General features: G+C 36.0%; 21 protein-coding genes and 1 pseudogene. 9 read left to right on the top strand and 13 right to left on the bottom strand.

What is annotated here, in order from left to right:
* Positions 1-24: 24 nt before the first annotated feature.
* The 5 genes and pseudogenes from BMZ31_RS09075 to BMZ31_RS09055 form a co-directional block, all read right to left on the bottom strand.
* Positions 25-1,012, bottom strand: a pseudogene (locus BMZ31_RS09075) (glycerophosphodiester phosphodiesterase family protein).
* A 92-nt stretch (positions 1,013-1,104) separates the two neighbouring features.
* On the bottom strand, positions 1,105-1,458 hold the full coding sequence (locus BMZ31_RS09070) for a hypothetical protein (RefSeq protein WP_254778712.1): 354 nt from the start codon (positions 1,456-1,458) through the stop codon (positions 1,105-1,107).
* Positions 1,459-1,611: 153 nt separating this feature from the next.
* On the bottom strand, positions 1,612-2,151 hold the full coding sequence (locus tag BMZ31_RS09065; RefSeq protein WP_254778710.1) for a short-chain dehydrogenase: 540 nt from the start codon (positions 2,149-2,151) through the stop codon (positions 1,612-1,614).
* A gap of 64 nt (positions 2,152-2,215) precedes the next feature.
* Positions 2,216-2,488 (bottom strand): hypothetical protein, encoded by a 273-nt coding sequence (locus BMZ31_RS09060; protein ID WP_090831434.1) that lies wholly within the window; start codon positions 2,486-2,488, stop codon positions 2,216-2,218.
* Positions 2,489-2,610: 122 nt separating this feature from the next.
* The gene (locus BMZ31_RS09055) at positions 2,611-3,108 is read right to left on the bottom strand and encodes a GNAT family N-acetyltransferase (protein ID WP_090831433.1); all 498 of its coding nucleotides are present in this window, start codon (positions 3,106-3,108) and stop codon (positions 2,611-2,613) included.
* A 192-nt stretch (positions 3,109-3,300) separates the two neighbouring features.
* Between BMZ31_RS09055 and BMZ31_RS09050 the strand changes: the two genes are divergently transcribed.
* Both BMZ31_RS09050 and BMZ31_RS09045 read left to right on the top strand, forming a co-directional pair.
* A complete protein-coding gene (locus BMZ31_RS09050; RefSeq protein WP_090831432.1) occupies positions 3,301-4,401 on the top strand; it encodes a putative glycoside hydrolase in 1,101 nt (366 codons plus the stop codon).
* Positions 4,402-4,840: 439 nt separating this feature from the next.
* Positions 4,841-5,494: a 2OG-Fe(II) oxygenase gene (locus BMZ31_RS09045; RefSeq protein ID WP_090831985.1), complete on the top strand. Its 654-nt coding sequence runs from the start codon at positions 4,841-4,843 to the stop codon at positions 5,492-5,494.
* 506 nt (positions 5,495-6,000) lie between these two features.
* Here the strand turns inward: BMZ31_RS09045 and BMZ31_RS09040 are convergent.
* Positions 6,001-7,371, bottom strand: a complete 1,371-nt coding sequence (locus BMZ31_RS09040; RefSeq protein WP_090831431.1) for an MATE family efflux transporter — start codon at positions 7,369-7,371, stop codon at positions 6,001-6,003.
* 142 nt (positions 7,372-7,513) lie between these two features.
* On the opposite strand from BMZ31_RS09040, the gene BMZ31_RS09035 reads away from it, so the two are divergent.
* On the top strand, positions 7,514-9,580 hold the full coding sequence (locus tag BMZ31_RS09035) for a metallophosphoesterase family protein (protein ID WP_090831430.1): 2,067 nt from the start codon (positions 7,514-7,516) through the stop codon (positions 9,578-9,580).
* 157 nt (positions 9,581-9,737) lie between these two features.
* On the opposite strand, the gene BMZ31_RS09030 is transcribed toward BMZ31_RS09035, so the two are convergent.
* On the bottom strand, positions 9,738-11,174 hold the full coding sequence (locus tag BMZ31_RS09030; RefSeq protein WP_090831429.1) for a glycoside hydrolase family 1 protein: 1,437 nt from the start codon (positions 11,172-11,174) through the stop codon (positions 9,738-9,740).
* Between the two features lie 259 nt (positions 11,175-11,433).
* Here BMZ31_RS09030 and BMZ31_RS09025 point away from each other — a divergent pair, with 259 nt between their 5' ends.
* The gene (locus tag BMZ31_RS09025; RefSeq protein WP_090831428.1) at positions 11,434-12,171 is read left to right on the top strand and encodes a MurR/RpiR family transcriptional regulator; all 738 of its coding nucleotides are present in this window, start codon (positions 11,434-11,436) and stop codon (positions 12,169-12,171) included.
* A 152-nt stretch (positions 12,172-12,323) separates the two neighbouring features.
* On the opposite strand, the gene BMZ31_RS09020 is transcribed toward BMZ31_RS09025, so the two are convergent.
* From BMZ31_RS09020 to BMZ31_RS09010, 3 genes are all read right to left on the bottom strand, one after another.
* The gene (locus BMZ31_RS09020) at positions 12,324-12,779 is read right to left on the bottom strand and encodes a hypothetical protein (protein ID WP_090831427.1); all 456 of its coding nucleotides are present in this window, start codon (positions 12,777-12,779) and stop codon (positions 12,324-12,326) included.
* Positions 12,780-12,875: 96 nt separating this feature from the next.
* Positions 12,876-13,811 (bottom strand): DMT family transporter, encoded by a 936-nt coding sequence (locus tag BMZ31_RS09015; protein WP_090831426.1) that lies wholly within the window; start codon positions 13,809-13,811, stop codon positions 12,876-12,878.
* Positions 13,812-14,086: 275 nt separating this feature from the next.
* The gene (locus BMZ31_RS09010; RefSeq protein WP_302846848.1) at positions 14,087-14,746 is read right to left on the bottom strand and encodes a DsbA family oxidoreductase; all 660 of its coding nucleotides are present in this window, start codon (positions 14,744-14,746) and stop codon (positions 14,087-14,089) included.
* Between the two features lie 639 nt (positions 14,747-15,385).
* Between BMZ31_RS09010 and BMZ31_RS09005 the strand changes: the two genes are divergently transcribed.
* From BMZ31_RS09005 to BMZ31_RS08995, 3 genes are read left to right on the top strand one after another with little or no spacing between them, the layout of a single operon-like run.
* Complete coding sequence (locus BMZ31_RS09005; RefSeq protein ID WP_090831424.1) at positions 15,386-15,727, top strand: PadR family transcriptional regulator; 342 nt, start codon at positions 15,386-15,388, stop codon at positions 15,725-15,727.
* Positions 15,720-16,202 carry a hypothetical protein gene (locus BMZ31_RS09000; RefSeq protein WP_090831423.1) on the top strand — a complete coding sequence of 161 codons (483 nt, stop codon included), beginning with the start codon at positions 15,720-15,722 and terminating at the stop codon, positions 16,200-16,202. Before BMZ31_RS09005 ends, BMZ31_RS09000 begins: the two co-directional genes overlap by 8 nt.
* On the top strand, positions 16,199-16,726 hold the full coding sequence (locus tag BMZ31_RS08995; protein ID WP_090831422.1) for a permease: 528 nt from the start codon (positions 16,199-16,201) through the stop codon (positions 16,724-16,726). Before BMZ31_RS09000 ends, BMZ31_RS08995 begins: the two co-directional genes overlap by 4 nt.
* 376 nt (positions 16,727-17,102) lie before the next feature.
* Here BMZ31_RS08995 and BMZ31_RS08990 read toward each other — a convergent pair whose 3' ends face one another.
* The 3 genes from BMZ31_RS08990 to BMZ31_RS08975 all read right to left on the bottom strand — a co-directional run bounded on the left by BMZ31_RS08990 (position 17,103) and on the right by BMZ31_RS08975 (position 19,644).
* On the bottom strand, positions 17,103-17,477 hold the full coding sequence (locus tag BMZ31_RS08990) for a nuclear transport factor 2 family protein (RefSeq protein WP_090831421.1): 375 nt from the start codon (positions 17,475-17,477) through the stop codon (positions 17,103-17,105).
* A 1,159-nt stretch (positions 17,478-18,636) separates the two neighbouring features.
* Positions 18,637-19,080: a WapI family immunity protein gene (locus BMZ31_RS08980; RefSeq protein WP_090831419.1), complete on the bottom strand. Its 444-nt coding sequence runs from the start codon at positions 19,078-19,080 to the stop codon at positions 18,637-18,639.
* A gap of 108 nt (positions 19,081-19,188) precedes the next feature.
* The gene (locus BMZ31_RS08975) at positions 19,189-19,644 is read right to left on the bottom strand and encodes an SRPBCC family protein (protein ID WP_090831418.1); all 456 of its coding nucleotides are present in this window, start codon (positions 19,642-19,644) and stop codon (positions 19,189-19,191) included.
* Positions 19,645-19,974: 330 nt separating this feature from the next.
* On the opposite strand from BMZ31_RS08975, the gene arr reads away from it, so the two are divergent.
* Both arr and BMZ31_RS08965 read left to right on the top strand, forming a co-directional pair.
* Positions 19,975-20,391 carry an NAD(+)--rifampin ADP-ribosyltransferase gene (gene arr / locus BMZ31_RS08970; RefSeq protein WP_090831417.1) on the top strand — a complete coding sequence of 139 codons (417 nt, stop codon included), beginning with the start codon at positions 19,975-19,977 and terminating at the stop codon, positions 20,389-20,391.
* Positions 20,392-20,852: 461 nt separating this feature from the next.
* Positions 20,853-21,121 (top strand): DUF3231 family protein (locus BMZ31_RS08965; protein ID WP_175478055.1); only part of this gene is annotated, 269 nt, incomplete at its 3' end.

Raw genomic sequence — 21,121 nt, 5'->3', positions numbered from 1 at the left:
TATTTTGAAACTCAAAGATTGATTTTATTTATCTTTCAACAATGGAGCAATGACATCCATCCGGTTTGTCCAAATGATACCGTCAAACTCTTCCGGCAATCGTTCTAAATCTTCCTTTTTATCAAAGCCTTCAGAAAACCCGCCATCTCCTGCCACTATGATAGTCCTTGTTCCTACTGATTCCATTCGTTCAAGAAATTTTCCTGACCATCCACCATCCCCATAACCACGGGCCAATTTTTTCAGGAATATGGAGCTGAGTGTTTTTATAAGCGTTCGGTACGTATCCTGTCCAACCAACAGCAAGGTATGGAATTAAACAACTTTTCATTGTTTCTTTTGACATCACTCGAATTTGTGGCAATTCTTTTTTCAAAGTGGCAATCGGTTGGTCTCCACCATAAACAGAAAAATAAGCTAGCTCTGTTTCAGTAAATTTCTTTAAATAAGCTGCCAATAGTTTACCTTCCTCTGGATCATCGCTTTTAACATGAATCAGCAACGACTTATTCGGAAAATGAGTTAATACTTCATCTAACTCAGGCATCAGTCCCACACCTTTACCTCTAAAAGGAAACGTTTTACCGTTGTCTGCCGTGTATCCGTAACCAACATCCAATTTCTTTAATTCAGCCATGGTAAAATCCCTAGTCACACCTTTTCCTTCTGTTCTACACTCAAGCGTCCAGTCGTGAAATACAGCGAACTTTCCATCCTTTGTCGGATGTATGTCGAGTTCGACGATATCAGCTCCCGCCTCAAATGCAGCCTCCATGGACGGGATCGTATTTTCAATATAGGGATGTTCTGGCTCGTAAATTCGTTCGGCCGTACAAGTTTCTCCTGTAATTCCTTCCATTGAAAAAGTTTGTGAAACGCCCCTGTGTGCAAATAATAGTGGTTTATCTGTACTTTCTTTCGTAAACATGGAAGTATTATTTAAGAAAATAAATATGATAAGTACCAATAAAAAAATAGAGATCTTCTTCATAACTTTCTTGAACTTTTTCATGAGTCCTCCCATAACACGTACTAAGCACATAGTAGCATATTTGAATGCAACGAAAAACGGTATCCCCATTAAGAGATACCGTTTTAATAGTTTCAATTTGTTTGCAGAACATTAGGTATGTATGGTTGTTTATTATCTTCCTTACGACTTACTTCTTCAATTTTGTTTACGAACATTTGGAATACTTTGCGCTTTTCATCTAAATCCTTGATTTCTTCCTTTAATTCATGGTACTTTTCTTCGAACGGACGATGGTAAAGATCGCGAATATTCTCAATCAACTCTTCATTTACCGTCGATTGAATGACTTGCTTCGTAATCCCATACTTATACATGTACAATTTCAGTTCCTGTTTTACCTTATCATATTCTTCATCGATTGCGCTTAACAGTTCCGAGATTTCCTGTTTCCACTCTTCTAGCGATTTTTGAATGTAAGATTCCACAAACCCGCCCCCTATCAACATTCTCTATTATAAAAGTAAAGTATTTCTTCTATTACCATTATATCAATGAAAGATTACGAGAATTTTTCGATAGAGTTACAATGTTTATCAATTATGGTGAGCTTGTCATCAGGGTGAAATATATTAGTTATATTATGGTCTTTTTTCGACTGGCTCCATTACACCAACCAAATGATACGGTTGATTCAATTGTATCGCTTTGATTACACCAGAACTAATTTCCTCATTTGTTAACCAACGTGAGCTTTCATTTTCTATCATGAACCCTAGCTGTACCTGACTGTAATGACATAACTCGGGAATTTCTAAATTCGCACGTACATCAGCTGCATCACGACCGCTATTTAATACATGTCTCAACTTCCATTCCTTTAGATAACCAGAATTTTGAACCATAATCGCTTCCAAAGCTCTTTGCGCGTCGCTCCTTACCCAAGCCACAATCAAATCGAAAGCTCCATCTTGTTGAATGGCTAGATCTAATTTCTCTTGCAAATCTTCTTCGTTTCGATAGTTAACAAGAATAGGCTTAATTCGAGAATTCTTATGCAAAAGTTGGTTCATTTTACGAGCATCACGACCGATCACAGAAACGAAGTATCCATTCTTTGCAAGCCATTCCACTACATCTGCCAACATTCCTGTCCCGCCTACTACAAGTGCATGTTTCACGATTCGAATCCTCCCCAAATAAAAAGCAGTGCTCTTTTTAGAAAGTCACTGCTTGATTGTATTCCTATACAATTTGTTGAGATTTTTTATATACAAATGAAGATTGACTGCGCACCTGGCGATTTTTCCCGCTCACTTCTTCCATCATTTGGATGAACACGCAAAATCCCAAGGTTAAGATGGCTGACACCATTATGCTTAAACTAACTGCGAAGGTGTAGTCTTGCCTAATACCGCTCTCAGTAAATCCGTATAAAAATAAAGCCATTCCAAAAAGCCAAAAGATAACGGTTACATTTTTAATCATCTTTAAAGGTTTTGCTTGATTTGTATTCATCGTTTCATCCCCTTTAAGATAATTTTATCTCCGTTCACAAATTTGTCAAACTTTTTTTGAAATATCTGTTTACAAATATGAAATACCAACTAATTCATTTAAAACAAAATTACACCAGCAAATTATTCATGATGTGTGGTTGTATGAATATGATAGATGTTTTGTATCGCACCAAACCTATTCAAACTTTGTTCGAATTTCATTCCAGCGTTAAGTAGGACCTGACAAGATGCCCTATTTGCCGCTTGTGTTTCCGCAATCAATTCTCTCCATTTCAACTCTTCACCTGTATATCTAATCAATCGTTTAACCAATTCGGTTGCTAAGCCTTGTCCCCAGTAATCAGGAAGGATCTGATAGGAAATTTCCATTCTATCCCCATCATGGTGTTCATTTAATGAAACCAAACCAATGAACGCATTCGTTTCTTTCAGCCTGACACACCAATGGTACATTCTGCTTTTGTTCTCCAACATATCCTTGAAACCATCTAAGAATACTTTTTCTGTTACCGTACCTCCTAAAAACTCTCTTACCCGTGGATTCATATATAATTTTTTTACATCTTCAAAATCATTATTTTGTACATTTAAAAATTTGCATCGTATCGATTCAATCATCTAGACCTCCAAACCACTAGGAAATTAGCGTTTAGAACTTCATATTTAGGAAAAGAGCACGAAATAAGAATTTATACGTGTTGTTGCTTTAATCGGAGAAGAAACAATTTATGAGAAAACAGCCTTTAAAAAAAGAATGGTTTCCATTCTCCATGCGCAAGATAAGAAAAACAAAAATTGGGTGGTATAACTATGAAACATCTATTAATCCTGATCTTAATGACCATTTTCACGTTCTTTACAAATCCGGTTTATGAAATAAACGCGGAGACCACTTCAACACACGAACCAGTGAGAGGCATTTATGTAACGGCTTCACATACTCGTGACCCTTATTTCAACGATCTGCTTTCACTCGTGAAGAAAACGGATTTGAATGCGATGGTCATCGATGTCAAAGATGATCATGGGAATTTAACTTTTGTACCCGCTAAACATTCACCCTATCACGGAATGAGCCATCCTTATATCCGGGATGTGAACAAACTCATTCAAACACTTAATCAAAATCAAATCTATTCCATTGCCCGAGTTGTTGTGTTTAAGGATAATGTTCTGGCTCGGTCAAACCCTAGTTTGTCTTTTAAGACGAATACCTCTGTTTGGAAAAATGCTCGTGGAGATTCTTTTACGAATCCCTTTTTAAAAAATGTTTGGGAATACAATGTCGGAGTTGCTATTGAAGCGGCGAAAGCTGGCTTTAAGGAAATTCAATTTGATTATGTGAGATTTCCTGAGAAGTTCGAGAGGTTTGAAAGCAGTTTGACCTATTCGGATGGGGAATTCACTAACGCACGCACTGATGGTGGACAAAGCCGAATTGCAGCGGTTACCTCTTTTGTTAAATACGCTTCTGAAAAATTAAAACCTTATCATGTAAAAGTGTCCGTTGATGTTTTTGGCAATGCAACCGTCATTCCAGAGGCAAGAGGTATTGGTCAAAATTTTTCAAAGATCTCACAACACGTAGACGTGATTTCAGCCATGATTTACCCTAGCCACTGGAGTCCGATGTTTGGCATCCAGAAGCCAGATAAAGAGCCTTACCGATTGGTAAAAGAATATGCAAAACTTGAAAATAAACGACTCCAAGCAGTTCGCAATCGACCACAATCCCGTCCGTGGATTCAAGATTTCACAGCAAGTTGGCTCGGTAACGGAAACTACAAAGTTTACGGCAAAAAGGAAATAGAAGATCAGATTAACGGTTTGCGGTCAGAAGGAATACATGACTTCCTCCTTTGGAACGCTGCCAATAAATATACACCTAATGTTGATTACACCCCTTTCTAGTGAGGGGTGTTATTTTGAAAGTCTAAGATATAATTCATTTCCTTTAGAAATCTGTAAAAATCCATAAATAGTCGCCCCTTCTAACTTTCCTGTTAAATTATGATTATTTTCATAAAATTAAAATTGACTATCTCCCTTGTTTATCAGGGTTATAGATGATTCCCTTACCCAAAACGCATGGTACATCTACCCTATTTAGCTCATTTACCATTATTGGATTCCTCCATTCATCCCTCCATTCATCTGCAAATGATCTATCTTTCTAGTTTACTTCAACAAAAAAGAGAATTTATCCTGCTCTGATCAACATCCCCGTTCACTGAATAAGGAACAATCAAAGGACTTTCATGATATAATTATGAAAGACAATTGCTTGAACAAACAAAATAACATAATTATTCAGAAAATTAAATCTTTTTAGGAGTCGGTAAAGTTGACAATGGATACTGAAAAAACAATTTGTAAAGAACAAACAATTTTCAATCACATTGGAAATAAAATCAAAACAGAAGATAGAGAAATTAATATCATTGCTAGATTAGAAGAACCACTAGTCGCAATTTTGGGAAATGTTTTGAGTGACGAAGAATGTGACGAACTTATTAGAATGTCAAAAGACAAATTGCATCGTTCTAAAATTGGCATTACACACAAAGTAAATGATATAAGAACGAGTAGTAGTATGCATTTTCAAGAAAATGAAAATGACATTATTACCAGAATTGAAAAAAGAATATCATCTATCATGAATATACCGATTGAGCATGGGGATGGCATTCAAATTCTTAAATATACTCCTGGCCAAGAGTATAAAGCTCATTTTGATTTTTTTACATCTTCAAGTAAAGCAACAAAAAATAATAGAATTAGCACAATCGTCATGTACTTAAATGATGTGGAGCATGGAGGAGAAACATTTTTTCCTAAACTAAATTTTTCAGTATCCCCACAAAAGGGAATGGCGGTGTATTTCGAATATTTCTATACCGATCAAAACATAAACGAATTAACTTTACATGGTGGAGCGCCAGTGAGAACTGGAGAAAAATGGGTTGCTACCCAATGGATGAGAAGACAAAAATCGAATCAATAATTTAATTGATTGATAGAACTAACGAGTCGTTTTACAACTACATCACGGTTAGACAAAAGAACTCTAAGCTTTTCAAATGATTCTGGAAGTGTTCCTATCAAGAGCATAGTATAAAAACAGCTGCCAATATGGCAACTCCGAATAATAGCATTTTACTTTGTATTGGCCTAGAAAATGAATGTATTTCATCCTAAAGGGGAAGTTTTGATTCAAGAGTCCCTTTAGGAGTCCACCATGTGTACCATACTAGACTCAGTTACCTTGGAAAATATAATATTCCTAGTGAAAGCATCTTTCCTAAGATCTACCCTTTTCTCATAAGGCATCCCGTTCTGAACAACCACCTTCCCCTAATCGTTCCAACCTATATTATGAGAGAAACTCATGCAGAATCTTGTGAAAATACACAAGAATCTTGCATCACACCATACCAGCCCAGCCCACGTCCTTTAAACAAAAACAAAATAAAGACACTCAAACAAAGTTTGAGTGCCATTTCTTCATAATCAAACTACTTCTTTCATTTCAACAGCAGCAAATTTATGCTTTTGGATATGAATGAGCCGCCATGCGAGTGCAATTCCCGCTGCCACAAGTCCAACTGTTAAACCGATCCAATAACCCGTTGCCCCTAAGTCCGTCTTATGTGCAAGGAAATAACCGACTGGCAAACAAATTAGCCAATAAGCAAATAATGTCATTACAAAAGGAATGTTTACATCTTTATAACCTCTCAATGCGCCAAGTGCAGTGACTTGGATGGCATCTGCAATCTGGAAGAACAATCCAAAGATTAGAAATTGTGCTGTTAATATAATTACCTCAGGGTCGTTTGAATATAATCCCGCTACTTCTTCCTTAAAGAGGACGATCAATAGACCAGATACTCCTCCGATTAATACTGACAATCCAATTCCGAGCCAGCTATACGTTTTCGCATCCTTATACCGCTTGGCTCCCACTTCAAAACCAACCAAAACCGTTTGCGCCATCGAAATGCTCATTGGAATCATGTAAATGAATGCGACAATATTTAATGCAGATTGATAAGCGGCAATCGTCGTAATACTAAATGCGCTCATGAGAATGGTTACAAGGGCAAAAATACTCGTTTCACAAAAGACGGATAATCCCATCGGTACGCCAATCTTTAGAATTTCACGGCACTCCGTCCACTTGAAGACCTTAAATTGCTTCAGTTGAACGTAATTCACAAATGGCTCTTTTGTCATAACGATATAGGCTGTAATACCAGCAATCACAAAGTATGTGAACGATGTTGCATAACCAGCTCCCCCACCCCCTAACTCAGGAAAGCCCCACTTTCCAAAAATTAAAACATAATTGAGGAAAAAGTTAACCGGTAGTGCTAAGAGTAAGACGACCATGACTACCCTTGTTTTTCCTAATGCATATATGAACGACCTTAGTGCATTGAAAATGAATAATGGGATAATTCCGTAGCTTAGTCCTACCAAGAAGTCATGTGCAGTTTCCCTCACACTTGGGGCCAACTTCATTGAATCTAATAGTGGATTTAGGAATAGAGCGCCCGCTCCTATTACCAAAACACCAATCAATAATGCCAGGTAGATTCCATGTGTCAAAACCGAAGACACTTCTTTTATCTTCTTTTCACCAAAACGCTGTGCAGCGATAGGAGATACCGCTAAAAGGATTCCGCTTAGCCCTGTAAAAATGGGCGACCAAATGGAGGAACCAATCGCAACTCCCGCTAAATCCGAAGCGTTATACTTGCCTGACATAATCGTATTGAAAAATACCATGGAAAACATCCCAAGTTGAGTAATCAGAATGGGGATCAAAAGAAATAGGATTTGCTTAATTTTTTGTCGTAAAGTAAACGTTTCGTACATGAGTGTTACTCCTTGTTAAAAAAAATAAACGCAAGAATCATTATATGCTATTTCTTGTAAAAGTGCCTCTTTTTTCTACCGTTTCCTCATATGATGAACAATGCCCGAATAAAATGATGGCAAAAGACAACTGAGGTGTAACATGGAATCCATCATTTTCCCATTAATCCTATCAGGGCCGATTATTAGAAGGACCGATATATCGGCTATAACGATATGGATAGCAACAAGTCGGCCAGTCAACATTAAGGGACAATTATATAAACTTCTTAATGAGGTCAATCATGACGAACCTCATGAGATCGCCACTGTTACAGAAGCAAAATCGATTTCAGCTGGGAAAAATCTTTTCATCCACCTGCTTACATTGAAACCAAAAGAGAAGCCCTTTCCCACAAATCACTTACTAGGTTACAATCTCCATTTTTATGAAAAAGAACGTCATTTTGATTTAGGTACACTGGGGTTGTTGAATCCAGCGATCGAGCGAAGTATCGTTTATGGGCAACTTCCCTATCCTTCCTTCTTCATTAAGGATAAACGTTCGAATCAACATCACATTTCTTATGGTTCTTGTCGAAAGCCGCATGGAGAAGGCGAAGATACACTGCCGAACGTTGATTTCCTTTTAGAACAATATCACAATGATCTTTCCAAAAGACCCGAAGCGTTATTCCTCATGGGGGATCAAATTTATGCGGACGATGTAGCGGATCCGCTGTTTCAACTCATTCGATTCTACTCAAAAGCAATCATTGGAGATAAAGAAGACCTCACTGAATTAGACGAACGTCTTTCCCTCCAACCGTTTAGAAAATCGCTCGAACAAATAAATGGTCGGTCATTCATCATGGAGCACTTATGTGAATTCACCTCTACTCATTCAAGCAATCACTTGATGAGGTGGAGCGAATTTGCCGTCATGTATTTGCTTAGTTGGGGACCTCAGCTTTGGGAAATCTCCAGAAAGCTTGGAATACAATCTTCATTCAATGATGCCATGATCAACAAGGAAATCTATTTTGTTTTCCCTGACGTAACACCCTTCCATAAAAAACATAAACTTGAAAAGCTTCAGCTTCAGAAACGCTTCGAGCATCAGCAAGAATCTCTCATCACTTTCCAGCTTGATACATATAAAGTTCGCAGACTCTTCGCTAATATACCTGTCTATATGATTTTTGACGATCATGACATCACAGACGATTGGAACCTCTCTCATGACTGGAAAAAGAAGGTATGGGATTCTCCGCTTGGAAGACATGTTGTGTCAAATGGACTCGACGCCTACTGGATGTTCCAAGGTTGGGGAAATAATCCAGAGGTATTTGAGGATGATTTTTTTCACACAGTGAAAGAATTTCATGAGGCAGAGGAAACGACAAAGGACCGTGAAACGTGGACGAAAGTTCTTTGGGAATATGAAAATTGGCATTTTGTTGCTCCAACTAATCCACCCACTGTTTTTCTTGATACAAGGACACAGCGTCTTTACGAATGGAATCCTCGCCCCATTATGATAGGCGGTAAAATAGAAGAAACCGTGGCAAGTCCGCACCTGTTAAAACCTCAAGCCTGGGAAAATGTACACCGTCTACTTTTGGAAGCGGGGTTTAAACACAATACTCCTCTAATTGTCGTTTCACCAGCCCCCGTTTATGGACTGGGTCTCATTGAAACGGTATTGGATCGATATGTTTACCCACTAAGGACAATCGGCATCGACATGCAAAATATTCTCGACTTCGAGGCCTGGAAATACAACGGTAAGGGATTTACCACTTTTCTTCAGCAAATTGGGAGTTGGAACCCCGAATACTGTATCATCCTTTCTGGTGATGTTCATTCTGCATCCGCTGTTTCTGCGAATATTACATTTTCAAATGGTGAACTTCTGAAAATCCATCAGTTTACGAGTAGCCCTACCAAAAATATAAGTTATTCAGGTATTGGTGGATTGTTAATAAAGACTTTCCTAATGCGCAATGAATTCAGAAGGAAGAAAGACTCCATTCATCGTTTTTGTACGAAGGATTATCATATTCTGAACGGAGACCCACAAGAGCTTCCGACTAGATGGACTGACGCTATCACCTACCATCCTGTGACAAAAGGGTCACTGATTGATACACAAAACAATATTGGACTACTAACCATCACCTCAAAAGGTGAAATACACAATCAACTTTTTCATAGGATGAAAGATTGATAGGACAGCTGCTTTCGTTCTCATGAAATTGATTAAAACTTGAGATTCCCCTGCCATATGATGTTCATTATATAAAGCTTAATAAACAGACCATCATTTTGGATGGTCTGTTTATTTGTTTAAAGAAGAAGGTTGCCATGCAACTATTGAAAGAATCTCATAATTTTTCTCCATTGGTTGCAATGACGTCTTTATACCAGAAAAAAGACTTCTTCTTTCTCCTTTCTAACGTTCCACTGCCATCGTCATGTTTATTAACATAAATATACCCATAACGTTTGGAGAACTCACCTGTCGACATACTCACCATATCAATGCAGCCCCAGCTTGTATAGCCCATTAATTCGACACCATCTTCAATTGACTCGCCCATTGCCTTAATATGCTCTCGAAGATAGTCAATTCGATAGTCATCATTGATCGTGCCATCTTCTTCTATTCTGTCATAAGCTCCTAGCCCATTTTCAACAACAAATAGTGGCTTCTGGTAGCGATCATATAATTTATTTAAGCTAATACGTAGTCCTACTGGGTCAATTTCCCAACCCCAGTCGCTTGCTTCTAAGAACGGATTTCTTATTCCTCCGATAATATTACCTTGTGTCGCATCCGCATCTGTCTTCACATTCTTCTCTGTCCGGGACATATAATAACTAAATCCAATATAATCTACAGTGCCTTTCTTTATTAAGTCTAGGTCACCATCTTGAATCTCCAATTCGATACGATGCTCATTAAAGTATCTCTTCATATAAGCTGGATACTCACCTCGTACTTGCACATCCGCACAGAAATAATTGAAAAGCTGTTCTTCCTGAAGAGCATACATGACGTTTTCTGGATTGCTGTCAAAGGAATATACAGGCGCAAATAGAATCATACATCCAATTTGGGAGTTCGGAATGATTTCATGACAAGCTTTTACCGCAATGGCGCTTGCAACAAATTGATGATGGTATGCTTGAAATGTAGGCTGGTATTTATCTTCTTCTTTTTGAATTGAAAAACCAAGACCTTGAATCGGCATCACCAAGCTGCTATTTATCTCATTAAAAGTCATCCACAGCTTCACTTTATTTTTATAACGCTTGAAAATCGTTTTTACATATCTTTCAAAGAACGTCACTACTTGACGGTTTCGCCAACCGCCATATTCTTTTACTAAATGTAGGGGCATTTCATAGTGAGAAATGGTTACGACTGGTTCAATCCCATGCTTAAGCAATTCATCAAAAACACGATCGTAAAAAGCCAGTCCTTCTTCATTTGCCTCTAACTCATCTCCATTTGGAAAAATTCGAGTCCAGGCAATCGACATGCGGAAAGCCTTGAAGCCCATTTCTGCAAATAATGCTATATCTTCCTTATACCGATGATAGAAATCAATCGCTTCATGATTGGGATAGTAGTGTTGATCACTTTGGATTTCAAAATCAAAACCTGGATTCATTAATATATCATACCGCTCTTTTCCACCTGGAAGAACGTCTGCAATATTTAATCCCTTATTCCCTTCATTAAATCCACCTTCAATTTGATTGGCAGCAGTAGCCCCTCCCCATAAAAAACCTTCAGGGAAATGATAACTTTTCATTGGGTTTACCTCCAGAAATTTATTCCATCATTAATATTTGTTTATCCTGTAAATTTATTAACTTCTCTACTTGTTTAAATACACACAAAGACTATAGAAGAATCATACTACGTTTAGGAGCTTAGTAAATGAATGAAGGGTATCTAGTTTTTATTACCCAAAAAAGGTATTTGTTTCACGAATGTAACACTATGTTTCGCTAAAAAAATTGTGTTAAAATGTGGTTATCAACTTTTCAGCTGAAGGAGAAAGTGAATCGATGTTTTCAAACGAAATAATCGCTTCTTTTAATGAATTAGAAACTTCTTTATATAACTATATAAGTCAAAACAAAGATAAAGTGGCTTACATGCGAATTCGTGAACTTGCAGATGAAACTCATGTATCAACAGCAACCATCTTGCGGTTTTGCAGAAAACTAAATTGTGAGGGTTTTTCCGAATTTAAAGTAAAGCTTAAATTGGACTTAAAAGAGAGTAAGAAGACGCTTATAAAAAGTTCTCAACAATCTGTAGTCGAATTTTTTGAGAGATCTTTAAAAGGTGATTTGGAAGAAAAAATGAAAGAGGCTGCAAGTCTCGTAACAAAGGCAGATAATGTTATTTTTATTGGAATCGGAAGCTCCGGAATTCTTGCTGAATATGGTGCAAGATATTTTTCAAGCTTAGGTAAATTTTCGTTATATATTAAAGATCCTCACTTTCCTATTCACTCTAAACTACGACATAATAGCGTAACCATTGCTTTATCTGTCTCAGGAGAAAATCATTTTACCGTCACTCATCTTAACCAACTTAAGCAAGAAGGAAGTAAAATCGTTAGTATCACAAACAATAAACTCTCCACCGTTGCAAAAATCTCGGATATAAACATTCCCTATTACGTAACAGAAGAATTTTTCGAAGAATCTAATATTACTACACAAGTACCTGTTGTCTATATCTTAGAATCTATGGCTCGGGAAATATATAAACTAAATCAATTGGCTGAAAATTAATGAAAAATAGGAAAAAGGTTCAGAATTCCCAATTTCTGAACCTTTTTCCTATTTATCGTCTCTTATTGGCATACCATATTCTTTTGGATGTTAATAACATCTTCAGCTCATGTTTCTAATTTGGATTTATTGAGTTAAGCATTTTTTTCGTATCACTTGATGACAACATTCCCCACATATTGAGCACTTCCTCTATCCGTACGAAGTTCTACGTCAATCACGTACACACCTTTATCTTTTGGAAAATAAAAGGAACGATAATCATTTAGATTCAATTTTACTTTCTCATCATTCTTCCATACTGAAACACTTAATTCTTCAACAACAAAGTCTTCACTGTCAAACAGTAAATCAACCTGTTGCCCAGAACTAAAGTTCAATTGTTTCCGTTCTCTTGCAAATGCTAGAATATTTTCCGTATGTTTTTCAATTTGTTCACCATTTTCTCCTCTCCAATCAATATTTACTTCTTCTAAATCTACTGATTGGACACTATCGGTGTTTGAAAGGGTAACAGTAGGAGGAGTAAAATCATAATCCTCTGCGATGCACCCTGTTAATGAAAAAAAGAAAAGCAAACCAATAAATAATGTTAATGCACCTTTCATATATCCCACCTCCGCACGTATCTTTCAAGTAAATCTTGATTCGTTTACCCTTACTCCCATTTAGGGTTATTACATACCCAATGTGACTTTCGTTAATTATGCACTGACCTTACTTTCACTCCGCTCCTCAACTGCCCTGTTTTTTTGTGAGGATAGCACTACACCCAAAAGGACAATGACTCCCCCGGCAATTTGGTACCATAATAAATCTTCTTTTGTAAAAATCGTAGCAAAAAGGGTTGCAAATACCGGAAGCAAATTAATAAAGATACCTGATTTTGCGGCTCCGATTTTAGAAACGCCTGTATTCCAGGAAATGAAAGCAACGATAGAAGCAAAGAAGCCAACATAACCTAGGATCAATAAGCTTTCCGGATTAAAAATGACCGCTGCGTCAGTCTGCATGATTTCTAGTAGACTTAATGGGAATAGAATGAGAATCCCAACAAATGAAGTGGCATACAACGTAGAGAATGCTGGCAAGTTTTTAGAGTTCTTCTTTATTACAATAGAATAAATGCTCCAGTTTACAACAGCAACCAAAACAAATAAATCCCCAGGATTGAACTTGAACCCCTGCAATGTTTCAAATGATCCTTTTGAAAGAATGAAAACAATTCCTATTACTGATAATAATAAACCTGTTCCCTGTAACAATGAAAGTCTTTCTTTTAACATAAAAAATGAAAAAATGGCAATGAACAAAGGCGTGGTTGAGTTCACAATGGATGCATTTATGGATGTTGTGAAGTTCAATGAAAAATAAATGATCGTGTTATATCCGGCAACTCCAGTGACACTTAGTAAAAGGACAATCCATTTGTGTCTCCAAAGAACTTTGAAGTCTTTAAGCATAGGCTTGACCATAAAAGGAGTCAAAAATAAAAAAGCAACTGACCATCTCAAAATTGAAAATGTGATAGGAGGAAAATACTCTGTCCCTACTCTTCCAATTACAAAATTCCCTCCCCAAATTACATTGGCAAGAACGAGCAGGAAGTATGCAGATTGATTCTTTTCTAAGTGTTTCATTAAATTCACTCCTTTCTATCGACACAGGTTATGGAAGGAATATATTTATTTATATATTAACAAATTCCTTGATAATAGTTGGAATTTTGAGTTATCTTTTTTCCGAAATCTAACCTAGCCTAATGTAAAAAGAGAGCCGCCATATGGCAGCTCTGATGTTTTCCTAATCTAAAGTATGTTATCCGCTGAAACAAGCAAATCTAATTAATTTCAGTCAAAACAAAAAATTTGCTTGTGGAGTTACATTATACAATTTATTCAATCCTTCAACCGCACTACTTTTCAGGAATTTCACATCCATTGTCATCACATATGACTCCGTCTTGTTCATTTAGAACGGTGATTTCATCCTCTGCGATGATTTTTTGCAGTGCCTGTACAAAAACCTCTGTTGGTTGTGCACCAGTAAGGGCATATTTTTTATTGATCAGGTAGAATGGAACACCTGTTATACGATACTGTTGGGCAGTTTGCTCATCTGCACGAACGACGTCAGCCATTTCATCACTTGAAAGCATCTGTTGGACAGCTTCCCGGTTCAAGCCTACTTCTACTGCCAACTCCGTTAATGTCTCATGCTTTCCAATATGTTTGGATTCGGTGAAATGCGCACGCAAAATTCGTTCTGTCATCTCTTTCATTAATCCTTGCGTTTTAGCATACATCGTCAAACGGTGTGCATCGAATGTGTTGGTTAAAACTAAGGTGTCCATTTGAAAATCCAACCCAGCTTCTTTTGCCATTTGCACCACGTTTTGAGCATTTGCCTTTGCTTGAGCTAAACTCATCCCATATTTCTTAGCCAATTTTTCGTAAATATTTTCATTTATATCCCGTTCCATCGTTGGATCCAACTCGAAGCATCTATAAGTGACTTCAACTTCAATCGGATGGTTAATCTGCTTAATGGCGTCCTCCAGACGCCTTTTGCCAATATAGCAGAATGGTCAAGCAAAGTCGGTCCACATTTCAATATGCATATTTTATCCCTCCATTACTTTGTTCCCTTATAGTATAGGGGTTGAATTCTTATTTTACACGCGATTTGATTCAGACCATTGTATATTCAAAAGAGAGATTCCTGTTAATCCCACTTCACGTTCATTATGATGTAACAATTAAATCCCCTTATTTTTAACTTTGCCACCATTTCCTCATTGCTATCACCTACATTATCTCTTGACCAATATATAGCAATATCTTGATTAGGTCTTTTTCGTTGGACCCACGATGAATTGCATTTAGCTAAAAATACTTTAGCTAATATCTATGAACCTAAACAGGGGTCGAACATTTAATAATTTTCCTGTAGAGGTTACAAAAGCGCTTTTGAAGAATTTTGCCTTAAAAATCATTACAGTGATTCTCAAGATTTAAGGCATTTCGATTTAAATCACTTCTCAAGAATATACATGAGCTACATAAATTCAGGTATATTGTAGCTTTTTGTTTTGAGTTGATATTAATAAAGTACTGGTTAATTATTTTATAAAATTAACTGAAAAATTGACACTTTACTGTTAATAACAGCATACTGTTATTAACAGTAGAACACTAAAATTGGAGGGTATATCATGAAACATTCTGGCAGACATACAGGTGCTTTTCTATTGCTGTTTTTAACAGAGCGGGATAACTATGGAGGAAAACTTCTTCAAAAGTGTCAGGAAGAGCTCCCCATTAACCCCATAGATAGTGCGATATTATATCGCACACTAAAAAAATTAGAGCAAGAAGGAGCTATTGAGTCTTATCTTGATACAACAAGTCAAGATAAACCGATAAGGATGTACAAAATCACTGCAGTAGGAAAAAGAAAATTAGAAGATTTTCATATGGATATAGAGGAAAAAATAAAAAACTTATCGTTTTTCATAGAGAAGTATAAAGAATGGGGACCTCAAAAAAATGATTAGTGGAATAATACTATATTTTATTGCCACTATTTATTTAGTTATATCCTTCATAAAAGACAAATCCAAAACAAAAGCAGCCTTATTAAATGCATGGAAGATGTTTCGCAATGTCTTACCGGATTTATTAGCTATCATGCTTTTTGTCGGGCTAACATTGTCTTTATTGTCACCGGCCCTTATTTCTTCAATTATTGGCGAAAATTCCGGATTACTAGGTATCACTTATTCAACAATACTTGGTTCAATTGCTTTAGTTCCAAGCTTTGTTGTCTTTCCTCTCGGACGTACATTAGTTCAAAATGGTGCTGCACTTCCACAGGTAGCGGTATTAATGTCGACATTAATGTCTGTAGGACTTGTTACTTTATCCATGGAACAAAAAACATTTGGACGAAGTTTTGCATGTGCTCGTAATGCTTCAGCTATCATAATGTCTCTTCTATTTGCATTAATTGTTTGGATGGTGATGACATGAAAAAAATAAAAAGATATCGTTTATTTTTGATATTATTATTAGGTTTGTTTCTTATCGCATTCGTAAATCAATCAATTGCTGTGAAAACAGTTCATTTAACTAGTAAAAGTATTTTGGATATGCTATTTCTGCTTCCTCCTATATTTCTATTAGTAGGTTTATTAGACCAGTGGGTAAAGAAGGAATCACTGATTCGATATATGGGTGAGAATTCAGGTATTTACGGTATCATCTTCACCCTATTATTAGCAACGGTGGCTGCGGGCCCTCTTTATATAGCCTTTCCAATTGCAGTACTTTTATTGAAAAAAGGAGCCAGTATCCGATATATTGTGTTTTTCTTAGGCGCATGGTCGACAGTGAAATTACCCGTTCTAGTATATGAATTCACTTCATTTGGTTCCAAATTCACACTTATTCATATTTGCTTTGGCCTTGGATTTTACTATTTAACGGGAATTGTTTTTGAAAAAATATTTGATAAACAAAAGTTATTAAAATATGACATTACTAAGGATGTATAGATTTTATCTATACGTTCTTAGTAAAAATCTTGAGAGTATCCACTTAATCTTGACTTAATTCTAGAATTCCTAATGAATACTCTTCCTCCCTCTATCCCATCTACTACTGCACCAACACGAATAAATTCAAAAATAACCTTAACTTTGTCATAACCTCCATACATCAAACTTCAGATAATGTTCTTTATTTTGATGATTGGATTGGAAGGCTCTTTACACCAATTAATGCAAATGCATTTTTTCGTGTTTAAGTATTCCCGGAAAGCAACTGGCAAGTCAAACAAAGTCTAGGGAATTAATGAGGGTATATTTATTAAATAAACGTTAATCCTCTTGGATCAACGGAACCTTAGCATTACATCAACAATATCCTACATTAGAACACGCCATTTTCATTAGGAGAATTCTCCGGTATGGGCTGACCCACATCCCATAATTCGACAATGAAGTTGTTATGGAAGCGGAAGATATGGACCACTGCTACCCCAAGGTCATCTTGCTTTTGTTTTACATGGGAGTGAACCGCAACATTATCCCCCTCTTCAATGACACGTTTTACTTCAAGTATTTTGTTAGGATTCTTGGCGGCGTTCTCTTCCATTGCCAGCATAAGAGAGTCAGCATCTCCCTGGAAAAAGGGATTATGATGGCGAAAATCCGGACTAATGTACCTACGGTATGCTTCGCGCACTTCCCCCGACGCAACCAGTTGTAAAAACGACACAGCCTTTTCTTTTAGTGAATTTTTCATTGTAAATCATCCCTTCTTAAAAGTGTTAACCTTGCTATGTAATTTATCTAACTAACTTTCTAAGCTACAAGCCATGTTACGTTATATATCATTTGTTATATTGCTAGCTTTAATGGTATTTATTTGTGTAACTAAGTAATTAAACTAAACTGCACAGTTTAGTTTACCAGGAAAAGGGATCGCCACAACCACCTCACACTTTCACTTAAGCCCCCTACAGTTTAACAATGTTTCACATACTATCAACACTAAAAACCTTCTTATAGAAGAACATTATCAAAAACTATTTCCCTGTGTCTTTCCATGGTAAGAATATGAATATACCTAATAAGCAAGAAAGCAACATTAATATAATGGAAGGCAGTCCTGCTAAAGAATATGACCAATCTGTAGAGAAAAGTTCCCAACTATAATAAAAAAAAATGATAATAAAAACAGACAGAACCAACAAACTCAATAACGTTTGTTACTTCATATTACACCTCAAATAAAAAAAATATTTGTAAAAAATTATTTATTATTTTTTTTATTCAAATACCTTCTTCCACTATACTTCCCTTTATTTTAATAAAAAAAGACACCAATATCTTGGCACTCGTTCTTCAACTGTTGCACCCTATAATTTAAGTGCATTATTTCACAATGTATACCTTCAAGGGGATTAAGGTAAACATAATCTACTTTTAAAACTTATTCGTGTTAGCTTTCCAAGTTTTATTTCCAATCCATACTCCCAATAAACTAAATATTATTATGGACATTATATATGATGAGATAACATACGGAATATAGGATAAGAGTATTCTATTAAGCACAAACACTTGAACTGTTGCAAGTAGTAATGAAAAAACTACATATAGTAATAATATGTTTAATACATATCTTTTTTTTCCTTTGGATTTTATTCTATTCCATCTTTCTTTTTGTTTATCAACTTTACTCACTTGAATCACAGTCCCCCTTACCCTATTAGAATTTTATTAAATCATCATTGTTGAAACAACACTATACCCCTTTACAATTCCTTTATAAAAATAATTCTACAAATTTGTCGTTTAACCTCCTTGCACTAAACTGCCCGTTTGTTTAATAAGATAATTCCACAAAAATAGCGTTAAGCCTTCTGGATCAACGCCCCCGTTGCACAATAAGGAATATCTTATTTTTCACCTTTTAAGTCGCCGTACTCGTCAACAATACTATTCAACTGGCGTAATGTTGAGGTTAAATAACTTTGTTCACTTTCAAACTCATAATGTAGAATATTCTCTTGGTGTGCTACTTCTTGAAAATATCCTTGAATGTTTATCTGACCAAGCCTATTAAAATTAAGTTCGATTTTCAGATTATTCTCTGATTCTAAAAAGGTAACACTACCTTTTAATTCGTTATAACATTTCTTCAACCGAATGAAGAACTGATATACCTGACCAGTTGAAAACCATATTTCAGCATCTTTAACATAATAATTTCCACTCTTTATGTCGATTTTGCCTTTAACATCATAACCACCCAAATAACTTGTTTCATTAGGAAAACCATACACTTCGTTTAATTCAATTTGTATGAATCCTTCTTTACCAGCAATTATAAAATTATTCACTTTTATCACTCATTTCAAACAAAACATCAATGTAAGGATACCAAAATCACCCAAAACATTACAGTTCCTTCTTCAACTAAACTGAACCGTTTGTCTAAAGGGAATAAGTTAAGCTATATTCTCAGCAATCTTTTTCAATTCTTTTGCACGAGTGGCAATAAATACACTCATATACTTCTCTAAAAACAACTTATCTGCTACAACCCCGATAATACCAAGTGGCGACTTATACTCGAATGTATCGATCATTATTGTTCCGTCTGTTTGTTCGAAAAACTGGTGGGTATGAACAAAAGATTGAAAAGCTCCTTTTACCATAACATCGACAAATTTATGAGGCTTTTCCATTATAGTCACTTTGGCAGTCAGCCTTTGTTTAACCCCAAAGTGAATTGCTTCCCAGGTAACTGTATCACCCTGTTCCAATAATCCCTCTGTAATACCACCAACAGCTCTTTCCTTGGTTTCAGAAGTAGTTTGAATATGTATATCTACGTTCCTTGCCAGGTCAAAACAGAGTTCAATGGGAGCTTTGATAAATTGTCTATTCTTAATAACAGGCATACATATCCCTCTCTATTAAACCATTATCCCTTCTTCAGCTATCCTGCATCTTTTATTTAATAAGGAATTCAACAAAAAAGGCGGTTAATCCTTCTGGATCAACGCACCTATTGCTTGCTTACAAGTATAAGACCATATGTCAGTTCAAAAATCCGCAACAACCCAAAATGGTGAAGCTAAATTAAAACGTAAATAGGTTAATTGTCGTTCGATATCATTCTCTCTACTTACATTATACAACTATTAATAAATAATTTATAGACTACTCTTTTTGTAATTCCAATAATATACTGTTATACACAAATCTAAAAATATAAGAGGGGTATCAGTATGAATGACAAAAAAGATTTCTTAGATAATGGTCCTTTTTTTCATGGTACTAAAGCAGAATTAAAAATTGGAGATTTATTAGAACCACTACACTTATCAAATTACCAAGATAAAAAATCTAACTATATATACTTTACTGCAACATTGGATGCTGCTAAATGGGGTGCTGAATTAGCAACATCTAATTCAAAAGAAAGAATTTTTATTGTACAACCATTAGGTGATTTTGAAAATGATCCGAACTTAACTGACAAAAGATTTCCTGGCAACCCAACACGTTCTTATAGGTCTAAATCTCCTTTGAAAATAGTAGCAGAATTAGGTTCATGGGAAAGGCATTCCGATGAAGAAATAAATCATATGCTTGCATCTTTAAAAAAGTTACGTGAACAAGGAAAAGCTGTAATATACGATTAATCCTTAAAAAGGTAATGCCTTAAGAGAACCAATTCAATTTGCTTTTCCGATTGGTTTTCGCTTTCGGCTATTGCACCAAAGGCGTGCAATAGCCGGTTCTTGAATGTTGAACTAAGCCATGTTTCATCAACTAAACTGCCCGTTACTCGAATAAGAAAAAGGCTTTACTCCTTATGGAAGTAAAGCCCCCGTTAGTTTAAGTACAATATTTCACAATCTTTCCTGGACAATAAAGAAAAAAGGTGACTTCCTTCCTTATCATACTGAATTAAAATGTGATCTTGATGGAGAATAAATAAAGAATTTGAGTCGCCTGTACTGACTTCCGAAACTTTTAGTTTTTCTTAAACATGCCATTTGTAATCAACTTGCATTTAGCACCATGCTGACCGAAATGCAACATTTTTATTGGTATGAAAAGGTTTACTGAAGGGAAAAATAAGATTTGGAGGTGTAATGCAATGAATACCCAGAATGGTGAACCCAAACTGACATCAGGTGAGATTGCGGCTTTATGGACACAGTATTTGAATGACACTGCAGGACTTTGCTTCAATAAATATATGTTAGAGCATCTAAAGGATCCAGAAATTAAAGGCATTTTTGAATATGCTATTTCTTTAGGTCAGGACCATATTCAAAAAATTAAGAAGTTTTTAAGGGCGGAAAATTTTCCTATTCCTATTGGATTCACCGATAATGATGTCATGATGAATTCTGAACCGCTTTT

The organism is Bacillus sp. cl95 (assembly GCF_900115925.1).
Lineage (GTDB): Bacteria > Bacillota > Bacilli > Bacillales > Cytobacillaceae > Neobacillus_A.
Note: the sequence above shows the minus strand (reverse complement) of the source record. Positions and strands in the feature narration are given on the sequence as shown.

Excerpts from the sequence above, each read along its gene's own strand:
- BMZ31_RS09060 (WP_090831434.1), bottom strand. The coding sequence starts at position 2,488 with ATGAATACAAATCAAGCAAAACCTTTAAAGATGATTAAAAATGTAACC.
- BMZ31_RS09055 (WP_090831433.1), bottom strand. The coding sequence starts at position 3,108 with ATGATTGAATCGATACGATGCAAATTTTTAAATGTACAAAATAATGAT.
- BMZ31_RS09050 (WP_090831432.1), top strand. The coding sequence starts at position 3,301 with ATGAAACATCTATTAATCCTGATCTTAATGACCATTTTCACGTTCTTT.
- BMZ31_RS09045 (WP_090831985.1), top strand. The coding sequence starts at position 4,841 with ATGGATACTGAAAAAACAATTTGTAAAGAACAAACAATTTTCAATCAC.
- BMZ31_RS09040 (WP_090831431.1), bottom strand. The coding sequence starts at position 7,371 with ATGTACGAAACGTTTACTTTACGACAAAAAATTAAGCAAATCCTATTT.
- BMZ31_RS09035 (WP_090831430.1), top strand. The coding sequence starts at position 7,514 with ATGGAATCCATCATTTTCCCATTAATCCTATCAGGGCCGATTATTAGA.
- BMZ31_RS09030 (WP_090831429.1), bottom strand. The coding sequence starts at position 11,174 with ATGAAAAGTTATCATTTCCCTGAAGGTTTTTTATGGGGAGGGGCTACT.
- BMZ31_RS09025 (WP_090831428.1), top strand. The coding sequence starts at position 11,434 with ATGTTTTCAAACGAAATAATCGCTTCTTTTAATGAATTAGAAACTTCT.
- BMZ31_RS09020 (WP_090831427.1), bottom strand. The coding sequence starts at position 12,779 with ATGAAAGGTGCATTAACATTATTTATTGGTTTGCTTTTCTTTTTTTCA.
- BMZ31_RS09015 (WP_090831426.1), bottom strand. The coding sequence starts at position 13,811 with ATGAAACACTTAGAAAAGAATCAATCTGCATACTTCCTGCTCGTTCTT.
- BMZ31_RS09005 (WP_090831424.1), top strand. The coding sequence starts at position 15,386 with ATGAAACATTCTGGCAGACATACAGGTGCTTTTCTATTGCTGTTTTTA.
- BMZ31_RS09000 (WP_090831423.1), top strand. The coding sequence starts at position 15,720 with ATGATTAGTGGAATAATACTATATTTTATTGCCACTATTTATTTAGTT.
- BMZ31_RS08995 (WP_090831422.1), top strand. The coding sequence starts at position 16,199 with ATGAAAAAAATAAAAAGATATCGTTTATTTTTGATATTATTATTAGGT.
- BMZ31_RS08990 (WP_090831421.1), bottom strand. The coding sequence starts at position 17,477 with ATGAAAAATTCACTAAAAGAAAAGGCTGTGTCGTTTTTACAACTGGTT.
- BMZ31_RS08975 (WP_090831418.1), bottom strand. The coding sequence starts at position 19,644 with ATGCCTGTTATTAAGAATAGACAATTTATCAAAGCTCCCATTGAACTC.
- arr (WP_090831417.1), top strand. The coding sequence starts at position 19,975 with ATGAATGACAAAAAAGATTTCTTAGATAATGGTCCTTTTTTTCATGGT.